This window comes from Butyrivibrio sp. M55 (assembly GCF_900116865.1).
Classification (GTDB): domain Bacteria; phylum Bacillota; class Clostridia; order Lachnospirales; family Lachnospiraceae; genus Butyrivibrio.
In genome coordinates, this window is record NZ_FPCD01000001.1 from 1 (window position 1) to 13161 (window position 13161).

General features: G+C 45.8%; 14 protein-coding genes. All 14 read left to right on the forward strand.

Features of this window, described 5'->3' with window-relative positions; all coding sequences use genetic code 11:
* Positions 1-4 precede the first annotated feature (4 nt).
* The 14 genes from BM398_RS17575 (at position 5) to BM398_RS00070 (ending at position 13122) form a co-directional block, all read left to right on the forward strand.
* The gene (locus tag BM398_RS17575) at positions 5-157 is read left to right on the forward strand and encodes a metal-sensing transcriptional repressor (protein ID WP_092336240.1); all 153 of its coding nucleotides are present in this window, start codon (positions 5-7) and stop codon (positions 155-157) included.
* A 136-nt stretch (positions 158-293) separates the two neighbouring features.
* A complete protein-coding gene (locus tag BM398_RS00010; protein ID WP_092335874.1) occupies positions 294-2171 on the forward strand; it encodes a heavy metal translocating P-type ATPase in 1878 nt (625 codons plus the stop codon).
* Positions 2165-2338: a hypothetical protein gene (locus BM398_RS00015; RefSeq protein ID WP_242949721.1), complete on the forward strand. Its 174-nt coding sequence runs from the start codon at positions 2165-2167 to the stop codon at positions 2336-2338. The genes BM398_RS00010 and BM398_RS00015 overlap by 7 nt, the downstream gene beginning before the upstream one ends.
* A gap of 76 nt (positions 2339-2414) precedes the next feature.
* The gene (locus BM398_RS00020) at positions 2415-4274 is read left to right on the forward strand and encodes a hypothetical protein (protein ID WP_092335881.1); all 1860 of its coding nucleotides are present in this window, start codon (positions 2415-2417) and stop codon (positions 4272-4274) included.
* Between the two features lie 10 nt (positions 4275-4284).
* Positions 4285-5691, forward strand: a complete 1407-nt coding sequence (locus tag BM398_RS00025; RefSeq protein WP_092336241.1) for a hypothetical protein — start codon at positions 4285-4287, stop codon at positions 5689-5691.
* 69 nt (positions 5692-5760) lie between these two features.
* A complete protein-coding gene (locus BM398_RS00030; protein ID WP_092335884.1) occupies positions 5761-6186 on the forward strand; it encodes a phage holin family protein in 426 nt (141 codons plus the stop codon).
* Positions 6186-7616, forward strand: a complete 1431-nt coding sequence (locus BM398_RS00035) for a phage tail tip lysozyme (protein WP_092335887.1) — start codon at positions 6186-6188, stop codon at positions 7614-7616. Before BM398_RS00030 ends, BM398_RS00035 begins: the two co-directional genes overlap by 1 nt.
* A 156-nt stretch (positions 7617-7772) precedes the next feature.
* Positions 7773-8699, forward strand: a complete 927-nt coding sequence (locus BM398_RS00040) for a helix-turn-helix transcriptional regulator (protein ID WP_092335890.1) — start codon at positions 7773-7775, stop codon at positions 8697-8699.
* Positions 8689-9381 (forward strand): GyrI-like domain-containing protein, encoded by a 693-nt coding sequence (locus BM398_RS00045; RefSeq protein WP_092335893.1) that lies wholly within the window; start codon positions 8689-8691, stop codon positions 9379-9381. The genes BM398_RS00040 and BM398_RS00045 overlap by 11 nt, the downstream gene beginning before the upstream one ends.
* A gap of 4 nt (positions 9382-9385) precedes the next feature.
* Positions 9386-10264, forward strand: a complete 879-nt coding sequence (locus BM398_RS00050) for an SPL family radical SAM protein (protein ID WP_092335896.1) — start codon at positions 9386-9388, stop codon at positions 10262-10264.
* Between the two features lie 19 nt (positions 10265-10283).
* On the forward strand, positions 10284-11030 hold the full coding sequence (locus tag BM398_RS00055; RefSeq protein WP_092335898.1) for an N-acetyltransferase: 747 nt from the start codon (positions 10284-10286) through the stop codon (positions 11028-11030).
* Between the two features lie 10 nt (positions 11031-11040).
* Positions 11041-11355 carry a TfoX/Sxy family protein gene (locus tag BM398_RS00060; RefSeq protein WP_092335900.1) on the forward strand — a complete coding sequence of 105 codons (315 nt, stop codon included), beginning with the start codon at positions 11041-11043 and terminating at the stop codon, positions 11353-11355.
* A 132-nt stretch (positions 11356-11487) separates the two neighbouring features.
* Positions 11488-11703 carry an excisionase gene (locus BM398_RS00065; protein WP_092335903.1) on the forward strand — a complete coding sequence of 72 codons (216 nt, stop codon included), beginning with the start codon at positions 11488-11490 and terminating at the stop codon, positions 11701-11703.
* Positions 11704-11844: 141 nt separating this feature from the next.
* Positions 11845-13122 (forward strand): site-specific integrase, encoded by a 1278-nt coding sequence (locus BM398_RS00070; protein WP_092335904.1) that lies wholly within the window; start codon positions 11845-11847, stop codon positions 13120-13122.
* The last annotated feature ends 39 nt before the right edge of the window (positions 13123-13161 follow it).

The window sequence follows — 13161 nt, forward strand, 5'->3', positions numbered from 1 at the left end:
GCAGATCAGTGCGGCAAAGTCTGCACTAAACAAGGCAGGTCAGGTTGTTCTTGAAGGACATATCAATCACTGTATCAAAGATGCAGTTGAAGAAGGCGATGAGTCGAAAATTGAGAACTTTACCAAGGCGATAGAGCGGTTCGCAAATATGCAGTAATAGACAAAGATAGAATATAACTGATTACGAGAATAGAAGGCAGTCGTTGGACTGTCTTTTATTATGGACTTGACAACCTATACCCCCATAGGTACAATATAGGGCATACCCCCATGGGTATAGATTGGAGGTTCATATGAAGAAATTCATGTACCGATTGGAGGAATGGATGGAGATCGGCGGTACGAAGAAGGACATCGTGCTGCTTGTGATAGGCGGCATTTCTCTTATCTTAAGTTTATTGGATAGCAGATTGCACTTTAATCCGTTTCCATTTGATATTGCGTGGGCTGCGATCATTCTCTGTGGTATTCCCATCATACTTGAGGCGATTATCGGTCTTATTACACGCTTTGATATCAAGGCTGACGTGCTTGTTTCCCTTGCTCTGATTGCGTCCGTTTGTATCCATGAAGACTTTGCGGCTGGCGAAGTTGCTTTCATCATGCAGCTTGGGTCATTGCTTGAAGACCTAACCGTAGCACGTGCAAGAGCAGGAATTGAAAAACTTGTACATCTTACTCCGCAGACAGCCAGGGTAATAAAAGACGGAACTGAACGGATTGTTCCGGCAGAGCAGGTACAGGTGGATGACCTGATCAGGGTGCTGCCTGGTGAGACAATCCCGGTTGATGGTATCATCACATCCGGGCAGACAAGTATCAATCAGGCTGTTATGACCGGTGAATCCCTTCCGGTGGATAAAACCGTCGGGGATGAGGTTTCCAGTGGAACTGTCAATCAGTTTGGCGCTTTCGAGATGAAGGCTGCCAAGGTCGGCGAAGATAGTTCCATCCAGCGGATGATAAAGCTGGTTCAGTCTGCGGATGCTGATAAAGCAAAAATCGTAGGATTGGCTGACAGATGGGCAACTTGGATCGTAGTCATTGCGTTATCGGCAGCGGCTCTTACATGGATATTTACTGGGGAAATCATTCGTGCGGTGACAATACTGGTTGTGTTCTGCCCGTGTGCATTGGTGCTTGCCACGCCAACAGCTATCATGGCTGCGATAGGAAATGCAACGAAGCATGGTTTCCTTGTGAGAGAAGGAGATGCACTGGAACGGTTGGCAAGAGTATCACGGATTACCTTTGACAAGACGGGAACGCTGACCTATGGAGTACCAAAGGTTACAGCGGTAAAGTCCGTGTCGAATTATACGGAAGATGATGTATACAGACTGGCTGCTTCTGCTGAAAAATTATCTGAGCATCCGCTTGGCAAAGCGATTGTGAAATCATACGGGAAAGACATTCCGGTTCCGACAGACTTTCATATGGAACCGGGTGAGGGAGTTACTGCGAAGGTTGATGGGATTACAGTCCGTGCCGGAAATGAGAAGATGATCAGAAATGCTGGACTTGATCTTCCTGTTTCAATGGACATCAAGAAGTATCTGGAACAGGGCAGCACAGTCATCTATGTGGGGACTGATCAGGAAACGATTGGATATATCGTGCTGTCAGATACTCTGCGTGAAGAGGCAGGGGAGATGATACAGAAGACGAGGGCACTTGGTATTACACCGGTGCTGCTTACCGGTGATAACGAACAGGCTGCAGGTCATATCGCAGGAAAGCTTGGAATAGAAAACATCACTGCGAATTGTATGCCTGAGGATAAGCTGAAAGAAATCGGGAATCTTCAGAGTGGCGGAAATAGAGTCTTAATGATCGGTGACGGTATCAATGATGCGCCTGCACTTAAGAAGGCGAATGTCGGTATTGCAATGGGAGGTGTTGGAAGCGATATCGCTGTGGATGCCGCGGATATCGCACTTGTTGATGATGAGATCAAGGAATTGCCTCATCTTCTGGCATTGTCGAAGAGGATGATGACAACGATAAAGATTAATCTAACGTTTTCGATGACGCTAAACTTCCTTGCAATCACTCTTGCGATAACGGGGACTCTGGGGCCGGTAATCGGGGCTCTTGTGCATAACGCCGGAAGTGTGGCGGTCATTATAAACTCAGCTTTACTGCTTAAATGGAAGAAAAAGTCATGGTAATTGGAATTATTGAGATCATCATAGGATTGCTTGTGTTGGGAGCAGGAATCTATTATTTGGTCAAGGAAAAGGACGATAAGGAATCGAAGAAAATATACGGAATCACATCAGGTGTGGGTGCTGTGGTTTCTGTTGTAGCCGCAGTAATATTGATAACGCATCTGTAAAACAAACATAGGATGATTATTGAAGGAGAGTCGAGTAACATCGGCTCTTTTATTTTGTCCGGAGGGAGGTGGTCATTTGTATCCGGTCAGCAATGCTTTCCTGACAGCGGTGAAGGCGAATACAAGAAAATATTACTGGACGGGCAGGATCACAACGACTGCCGAGACGGTTTATGAATTTGATCAGGATGATATGGTCAAGGGCAGCGGGTATATCACATCTCAGTGCTGCGGTTCCACAGAGATCGAGCTGGGAACGGTGTATGCTGCGGAGATGGGGATTTCTCTTTTTTCTGAGATCAACCGATACACGCTGGAAGATGCAAAGGTGGAGCTGTTCTATCATCTGCAGGTGGCTAGCGGTTCCTATGAGAGGATCCCGATGGGGATCTTTGAAGTATCGGAGGCGAACCGGAAAGCGAAGTGTCTTGAGATCAAAGCCTATGACTACATGGTGAGATTTGAGAAGGCTTTTACTTCTTTGGAATCCATCGGTAATGCTTATGATTTCATGGTGCTTTGCAGTACGGCCTGTGAGGTGACGCTTGCTCAGGACAGGGCAACGATTGAGGCGATGCCGAACGGAACGGAGAACCTGTCCATCTATTCTGATAATGACATTGAGACTTACCGCGATGTGCTGTTCTATGTGGGACAGGTGCTTGGCGGTTTTTTCGTGATCAACAGAGCCGGGGAACTGGAACTTCGGAAGTATGGGAATACGCCGGTGCTGACGGTGGAGAGGAAGCATAGGTTCTCTTCCAGCTTTTCAGACTTTATCACGAGATATACAGCGGTCAGCTCAACAAATCTTCGGACACAGATTGCGGAGTATTATGCGCTGGATCCGGATGATGGGCTGACCATGAATCTGGGCGTGAATCCGCTGCTGCAGTTTGGTCTGGAAGAGACAAGGCAACAGCTTTGTACGAATATCCTGAACGACATTTCAGTGGTCAATTATGTGCCATTTGATTCAGACACGATTGGAAATCCGGCGCTTGATCTGGGGGATGTGCTTCAGTTTACCGGAGGACAGGCAGATTCCAATAAGGTTTCGGCTATTACGTCATTTAACTGCAAGATCGGCGGGAAAATGACATTAAAGGGTGTCGGCAAGAATCCAAGGCTGGCTCAGGCTAAGAGTAAGAACGATAAGAACATCAGTGGTTTGCTGAACCAGATCGAGGCAGGAAGGATCGGGATACATACTTTCACGAATGCTTCGGCGTTTACTGTGACAGATACGGATACCAAGATCATTTCTATTCAGTTTGCTACTTCCGAGGATAATCATGCTCAGTTTTTCGGGCAGATCATCGTGGATGTGGATGCAGATGCGGTGACGAAGACGGCAACGGCTGAGGGGGATGTGGTTATACCGTCTGTGGCGGTGGATGAGCCGGAACCTGTGGATCCCGATAATCCAGAGGTTATCGGCAATACGGAAGAGCAGACGGTTTCCGTATCCTTGCCGGTGAGCTGGTCAGAGGATGGAGAGGCTGTTGTTCATTTTATTTTTGAATTTAATGAGCAGACGGTTGATATCCATCAGCCTGAAGAGACCTGGCATTCCGGAAAGCATACGATCTTGCTTTATTATCCGATCGAGAACGTGGTGGCAAACTACACCAATACCTTCAATGTCTATATGAGGGTGACAGGCGGCAGCGGAACCGTTGCGGTCGGTGGCTGTGTTGCTTCCATCAGCGGTCAGAGCATGGGCGCAGATGCGGCATGGGATGGAAAGATCGACCTGGAAGAGCAGGTGACAAGGTTCCAGATCGGAGGAAATCTTGCGGTACGCAGCTTTACCTTTACCGATGGCTGGGAGATCGATGAACTTGTGAAGCGTGAATACACGGATTCTAAGTCGGGAAGATCCGGCATCGGAGGCTTTGCAATGCCTGTAGATGTAAACGGAAGCAATGTATAAGGAGGGTACGATGAGAAAGTACAGTGGAAATTTGGTCTTGGAGCTGACCGATGAGAATTCGGGAACTACTGAGACCTTAACAGAAACAAATATGGTGACAAATGCCGTGAATGACATTTTAGGCATTAATCCGCTTGCACTCTTTTATAAGGTGGCCGGTGAATATGATGAGATGGTCATCTGGAATGAGGAACTGCTTCCGATATGCCCGAACATGATCGGAGGCATTCTTTTATTTCCGAGTGCACTTACGGAGGATGCGAACAATCTGTATCCGTCATCCAGTAATCTGCCGGTGGCGTATGCTTCTAATGATGTGAATGCAACGGCAAATGTCCAGAGAGGAAGCATGAACCTGACGGAGAGTATGGCGCTGGAAGATGGCTATAAATTTGTCTGGGAGTTTACACCATCGCAGGGAAACGGAACGATCGCAGCTGTGGGTCTTACATCAAAGCATGGCGGAGCCAATGCTTACGGCAGTTCTGCAGAGGTGGATACCGGACTTTTACTTTTGAGGCAGAATTCGCTTTCGCTGGATGTGTCATGGCTGAATATCCTGTTTCGAACGGTTGAGGTGGATTTTGAGAATGGGCTGTTGTATTCCATCGCTTATTCGAGCAGCACGGTGTCTATCAGCAGGTACAGGATACCGGTATTTGATATAGGGCTGAATGAAAAGTTGGATGATACGACGCTGACCTTAGAAGATACAACGGTGCTGCAGTGTTCTACTTTCAGCTTTTATGGAAGTTATACACCGTATGGAATTTTCCTTGATGGAGGCGATGGCTACTGGTACGGCTTTTCCAATCAGTCTAATTCTTCCGGGGATTCTACAATGCTCTGGATCAAGATCAAGAAGGATGACCTGACCTTTACAGAAGGATCCTGGACGTTATCGAATGCCCATTTGAAGGCTGTGGGAAGTTTTCGTGAGGATTCCAGTTATCCGAATACGCAGAGGAACGCCGTGGTAAGAAACGGATATCTCTATGTGCTGGGTTATGACGATGACGGTGTCTACAAGATCAATGTGAGCAATTCAACAGATGTTACATTTATTAGCTTTGGCTTTACTTCGGAGGCAAAGTCCATCTGTACTTCCGGAAGCTGTGAGGCGAGGCTTTTGATGCTTAAGGATCTGATCATCGGATATGATTTTATGATCGATGTAAATGATAACATGATCCAGACATACGGCGGTACGAGGACCAGTAATCTGGCGACTCCGCTGTTTTGCTATAAGGAATATGTGATGGGCTGGGGCGGCTCATACGGAAATGAGTACAGATATAATTATCTGCTTACGCCGTATCTGGCGACAATCTGTAACCTGAGCCAGGCAGTGGTCAAGAATGCGGATAAGACAATGAAGATCACATACACTCTGACGGAGGTTGTGGAAAGTACATAAGATTATTGGAACTGTTGTTAAAGGCGGTGCTCTTAAAAGGGTGCCGCCTTTTTGAATGGAGGGATTGCGATGAAAGAATTTTGGGGATTTATTCAGATGATTTTTACGGCTGTCGGAGGCTGGCTTGGTTATTTCCTTGGGGGATGTGACGGGCTGCTATATGCTTTGCTGGCGTTTGTGGTACTGGATTACATCACGGGGATCATGTGTGCGGTGGCAGATAAGAAGCTTTCTTCTGCCGTCGGTTTCAAGGGGATTTGCCGCAAGGTGCTTATCTTTGCCCTGGTCGGGGTGGCACATCTGCTTGATGTGCAGATCTTTGGTGAGACAGGGGTACTGAGAACAGCCATCATTTTCTTCTATATGAGTAATGAAGGGCTTTCGCTTATAGAAAATGCGGCGTATCTGGGATTGCCTATACCGGAGAAGCTTAAGAGGGTTTTGGAACAATTACACGATAGAGCTGAGGAAGATAAGAAGGACGGTGAGAAGTGATGAAGTATTCGGATAAGAATAAGCCTATGGTCTGCATGATGACTCAGAGTACCTGCTATCGGCAGACGAAGAAGATGCAGATCAAGGGCGTGCTCTGGCATAGTACCGGGGCGAATAATCCTACATTGAAAAGATACGTGCAGCCGGATGACAATGCCGCTGACCGTGAGGCGATGCTTGCTCTGCTTGGCACGAATGCTTATAAGAACGACTGGAACCATAAAACTGTGCAGGCTGGACTCAATGCATGGATCGGGAAGCTGGCTGACGGCAGTGTTGCAGCGGTTCAGACGATGCCCTGGGAGTACAGACCTTGGGGATGTGGTTCCGGAAGTAAGGGGAGCTGCAATAACGGCTGGATCCAGTTTGAGATCTGTGAGGACGGGCTGAATGACGAGGATTATTTTGCAAAGGTTTATAAGGAGGCTTGTGAGCTGACGGCGTATCTTTGCAGGATATATGGGATTGATCCGAAGGGAAGCGTAGACTTAAACGGAGTAAAGGTTCCTACGATTCTCTGCCATGCGGATTCTCATAAGCTGGGGCTTGGGAGCAATCATGGGGATGTGTTGCACTGGTTTCCTAAGTTTGGGAAGAGTATGGAGAGCGTGAGAGAGGATGTGGCTGCTCTTATGAGTGCTTCGAGTGCGGTACCGACAGATCAGATGCCGGTTGCGGATAAGGTTTCGGATCCTGAGAAATACATTTGGGATTATCTTATGGGTAAGATAGGCAATGCCGCTGGCGTGGCAGGTCTTATGGGAAATCTTTATGCTGAGTCAGGGCTTAAGTCCAATAACCTGCAGAACAGTTATAATAAGCGGCTGAATATTTCTGATGAGGATTATACAAGGCTGGTGGATGGGGATAATTATCCTGATTTCATCAAGGATAAAGCAGGTTATGGTTTGGCGCAGTGGACATTTTGGAGCAGGAAAAAGGATCTGTTGGAGTTTGCGAAGCGTCAGGGCAAGTCGATCGGAGATCTTCAAATGCAGCTTGATTTCCTCTGGAAGGAAATGAATGACAGCTATCCGGCGGTGCTGGTGGTGCTGAAGGGTGCCGATAATGTAAGGCAGGCATCGGATGCAGTGCTTTTATGGTATGAGAGACCTGCGGATCAGAGCGAAGCAGTGCAGGTGAAACGTGCCGGGTATGGAGAGAAGTATTTGAAGAAGTATGATGAAGGCAGCGTTCCGTCATCCAGTGGGATGAGCAATGCGGATTGTCCGTTCCTTGTGAAGGTGACGGCGGAGGATCTGAGGATCCGGAAGGGTGTTGGAACTGATACGAAATGGACAGGGAAGTATGTACCGCCCGGAGTGTATACGATTGTGGAGGTTAAGGATGGCAAAGGCTCTGAGGCCGGATGGGGAAGGCTGAAGAGCGGAGCCGGGTGGATTGCGCTCGATTATTGTAAAAGAGTGTAGGTGAATAACGATTCGTTACCCCGCCTGCGGGTATTGGGAGAGATCCTGATGCTTGCAGGCTATTTTTATTTACGAAAAAAATTTTGACTGTTATAATAAACATGACATATAGTTGTCATGTTAGGTTTGATATGATACATACGGAGCGTGAGCAGAATGAAGATAGACAGGCTGATCGGAATATTGTCAGTACTGCTGCAGGAAGAGAAAACTACGGCACCTGAGTTGGCAGAACGGTTTGAGGTTTCAAAAAGAACAATTAATCGTGACATTGAGGATCTTTGCAAGGCGGGCATTCCTATACGTACAACACAAGGCACCGGCGGCGGTATAAGTATTATGGATGGATATCGGATGGACAGGACAATCCTGACATCAAAGGATATGCAGATGATCCTTGCAGGGCTGCGGAGTCTGGATAGTGTGAGCGGAAGCAGCTATTACGGTCAGCTTATGGAAAAAATCCAGGCAGGATCTTCTGAGTTTATTACTGGTAGGGATTCCATTTTGATTGATTTGTCATCATGGTATCGGGATTCGCTGGCTCCAAAGATAGAGACAATACAGGACGCAATTGGGGACAGGCATTTGATCAAGTTCCGGTATTATGCTCCATCAGGTGAGAGTGAACGGACGGTTGAGCCATATTATTTGGTGTTTAGGTGGTCGAGTTGGTATTTGTGGGGATGGTGCCTGAAAAGGAAGGACTATAGGCTGTTCAAGCTGAACCGCATGGATAAAGTCCGTGGAACAGACAAGGCATTTGAATGCAGAGAGGCTTCAATGCCAGATCTTTCTAATGAGAAAATCTTTCCGGGTGGTATCAAGGTGAAGGCGCTGTTTGATGCGGATCAAAAGTGGCGGCTAGTAGAAGAGTTCGGGACGTCATGCTTTACAGAGAATGATGATGGCAGGCTTCTCTTTACAGCGGATTATACAGACATCGAGAATTTGGTTACGTGGATTATGACTTTCGGAGATAAAGCTGAGTTGCTTGAACCGCAAGAAGCAAGAGAAAAGATATCAAATATGGTGCAGAAAATGACAACCTTTTATAAGGAGGCAAAACACGGTGGTTTTTGATTTCAAAAAAGAATACAAAGAGTTTTATATGCCGAAGAATAATCCCGGTATAGTGACAGTGCCGCGCATGAATTATATTGTCGTGCGAGGAACCGGAGATCCGAATCAGGAGGACGGGGAATACAAGCATGCTATAGGGTTGCTGTACGGAATCGCCTTTACAATCAAGATGAGCAAGAAGGGTGATTATCGGATTGATGGGTATTTTGATTTTGTCGTTCCACCATTAGAAGGATTCTGGTGGCAGGTTGAGCGACACCCGGTGGATGCCATGCAGCGGACCGACCGAGCCGGCAGACGAGAAGGCGTGGACGGAATCGACTATGCACACAAGGAAGATTTCCATTGGATTTCCATGATACGCCTTCCGGATTTCGTGACAGAGGATGATTTCCGGTGGGCTGTAGATGAGGCTACGAAAAAGAAAAAGCAGGATTATTCAAAGGTGGAGCTTTTGACAGTTGAAGAAGGGTTGTGTGTACAGTGTATGCATATTGGTTCTTATGATGATGAGCCTATTACAGTTGCTATGATGCATGAGTTCATGGAAAAACAGGGTTATGAGCTTGATATTACGGATAATCGCTTTCATCATGAGATTTATCTGAGTGATGCCCGGAAGGTTGCTCCTGAGAAGCTGAAGACCGTGATCAGGCATCCAATAAAAACGAAGGGGAACTGATAAAATGCATTTTGTTGATGCAAAAGGGATTCTATCTGGCAATGGCGGGTATTATGGAATGAATATTTACAGGGGATGTACTCACGGCTGCATTTACTGTGACAGTAGGAGCAAGTGTTATCAGTTCACGCATCCCTTTGAAGATATTGAGGTAAAACAGAATGCACCGGAACTTCTGGAAAAGGCGCTGAAGTCGAAAAGAAAAAAGTGCATGATTGGAACGGGTGCGATGTCGGACCCGTATATGCATTGTGAAGAAGACTTAAGGCTGACAAGGCGATGTCTGGAGATTATTCAGGAAAATGGTTTTGGTGTCACGATTCAGACAAAATCAGACCGTATCCTTCGGGATATTGATCTACTTTCTGAGATCAATCGGTCTGCAAAATGCGTGGTGCAGATGACACTTACAACTTATGACGATGGCCTGTGTCGAATATTGGAACCGAATGTCTGCAATACAAAGCGACGGATTGAAGTATTGGAAGAAATGCGAAAGAAGGGCATTCCAATGATTGTCTGGCTTACGCCGATTTTGCCTTTTATCAATGATAATGAGGATAATATCAAGGCAATTCTGAATGAGTGTGTAAGAGTCGGGGTAAAGGGCATTATTGATTTCGGCATGGGTTTGACGCTTCGGGAAGGAGACAGGGAATACTACTATGCAGCGCTTGACAAGTACTTTCCGGGAATGAAAGAACGCTACATCAGGATGTATGGGAATTCGTATGAACTGCCAAGTCCTAATGCAAAAGAATTGAAAGGGTTATTTCAGAGAATTTGTAAGGACAATGGAATATTATCAACTCCGGATGAGTGTTTCAGGTTTATGCAGGAACTACCGGATAAGTATCAGCAGATGAGTATATTTGATTTGTAAAACGAAGGAGGCTGATTATATGGAGTACATCAGGGTAACAAGGGATAATTTGGAAAAGGAACACATTTGCTGTGCAATTTCTAATAATAAGGATGTACAGGTGTCTTCAAAGAAGGCCTGGCTGGCTGACAGGTTTGATGAAGGACTTGTTTTTTTGAAGAGTGTTGAGCGGGGCAAGTGCTTTATCGAATATATCCCGGCGGAAAGCGCATGGGTTCCAATCGATGCAGATGGGTATATGTATATTGACTGTCTGTGGGTGTCGGGGTCTTTCAAAGGACACGGATATTCCACGGATCTTCTTTCTGCTTGCATCGAGGATAGTAAAGTAAAAGGCAAGAATGGGCTTTGTATTTTATGTGCAACTAAGAAAAAGCCGTTTCTGGCTGACCCGAAGTTTCTGAAATACAAGGGCTTTGTCGTCTCTGATGAAGCTGATAATGGTATTCAGCTTTGGTATCTGTCGTTTGAAGAGAAGGCAGATACACCACGCTTCAAAGATTGTGCTAAGCATCCGCATATAGAAGAGAAGGGCTATGTTTTGTATTATACGAGCCAGTGCCCATTCAATGCAAAGTATGTTCCGATTCTGGAACAGACGGCTAAAGAGAATGGTATCCCATTCCGGACAATTCATATAGAGAGCAGAGATGAAGCTCAAAATGCCCCGACTCCCATCACGAATTATGCTCTTTTTCATGATGGAGAGTATGTAACAAATGAGCAGATGAACGATAAGAAGTTCTTGAAGCTCGTAAAAGGATAGGAGGGGTAGCATGGCATCGACAAAAGAGTATCTGGACTTTGTCCTAGAGCAATTATCAGAATTAGATGAAGTCAGCAGTCGGGCGATGATGGGAGAATACATCCTTTATTATCGCGGAAGAGTGTTTGGCGGGATATACGATGACAGGCTTTTGGTAAAGCCGGTTCCGGCGTCGGTGAAGCTGATGCCGGATGCATCAATGGAACTTCCCTATGATGGGGCAAAAGAAATGATTCTGGTTGATGATGTTGATAATCGGGAATTCTTGTGTGGACTGGTTCAGAGGATGTGGGAAGAACTGCCAGAGAAGAAAAAGAAGAAGTAGAGTCAATAAGTGAATTGGCGGCGGTCAGTGGAGAGAAAACTCTGCTGGCCGTTATTTTTTTGGCTTTTTTCGGTTTTTACCGGAAATATCTCATCCAAAGGCGCTTAGGAAGATAGAAGGGAGGTGCCTTGGATGAACGGTACAGATAAACAATTATTGCCATGGTGGCAGAAATACACATTAACGCTTAATGAAGCATCAGAGTATTTCGGAATCGGATATAAAAAATTGAAGCTTTTTGTTCAGGAACATTCAGATGCGGATTTTGTGCTCTGGAATGGAAACAGGGCTCTGATCAAACGGGAACTGTTTCAAAAGTATATGGACGACCAGATGAATGTGATCTGATACAAAACTTTTTCAAATTTGTATGGTAAAAGAGCCGTGTCTGTGATATGCTATTGATACATAGTCGGATACATACTATGTACCTTCTATTAAAAGCAAATAGAATACGGCTCTCCGATAACAGAAAGGAGACGATGTTCAATGAGCGAAAAGCGACGCGATAGTAAAAATCGCATTCTTCGCACAGGGGAGAGCCAGGAAGCGGATGGACGATACAAGTTCAGATACATCGATGCCAATGGAAAACGTAAATCGGTTTATAGTTGGCGGTTGGTGGCAACGGACAGTATTCCAGCCGGAAAAAGAGATAATGCGCCTTTGCGAGACCAGGAGAAAGCAATCAACAGAGACCTTGATGATGATATTATTCCTGATGGCGGTGGTATGACGGTTCTCCACTTGGTGAAGAAATATACAGCAACGAAGACCGGCGTAAAACATACCACAAGAGCAGGTTACGGTACGGTAATCAAGTTATTAGAGAGGGATCCGTTTGGTTCTAAAAGAATTGATAAGGTGAGGCTCTCTGATGCAAAAGAGTGGTTGATCAGATTGCAGCAGGAAGACAAGAAGAGTTACTCAACAATCCATACCATTAGAGGTGTGGTGAGGCCTGCATTTCAGATGGCAGTCGATGATGACTTATTAAGGAAGAATCCTTTTGAGTTTCAGATGACAACCGTATTGGTAAATGATTCTATGACTCGTGAAGCCATTACAAGAAAACAGGAAAGAACATTCCTTGATTTTATTAAGAATGACTCGCATTACTGCAGGTACTATGATGGCATGTACATCCTGTTCAAGACAGGGATGCGCATTTCAGAGTTTACGGGCTTGACTGTATCGGATCTCGATATGGAAAACAGAACCATCAATATTGATCATCAGTTGCAGAAAACCGGAACTTTGGTTTACATTGATACGACAAAGACCTATGCCGGAACGAGGGTGATTCCCATGCAGGATGATGTGTATGAGTGCTTTGAGCGTATTCTTGCCAAAAGACCTAAGTTGAAGGTGGAGCCTATGATTGATGGGCATTCAGGATTCCTTTGCTTTGACAAGGATGGAAAGCCGATGGTGGCAATGCACTGGGAGAAATATTTCCAGCATGCGGTGGAGAAGTATAATAGCATATATCGTGTGCAGCTTCCGAGGATTACACCTCACGTGTGCCGTCATACCTATTGCTCAAATATGGCAAAGTCCGGTATGAATCCCAAGGTGCTTCAGTACCTGATGGGGCATTCGGATATCAGCGTTACTCTCAACACCTATACGCATTTGAAATTGGATGATGCGAAGGAAGAAATGGAGAAGCTGGCGCAGAAGCAGGAGGCAGCAGAGTCGGAATTGAGGCAGCTTGGCATGAAGGAAAATGAGATTACGGTGCTGAAGTTTGGTACAAATGGTTGACGGAGTAAAGTGGTAAAGGGTTTTAAAAAATACTTTGCC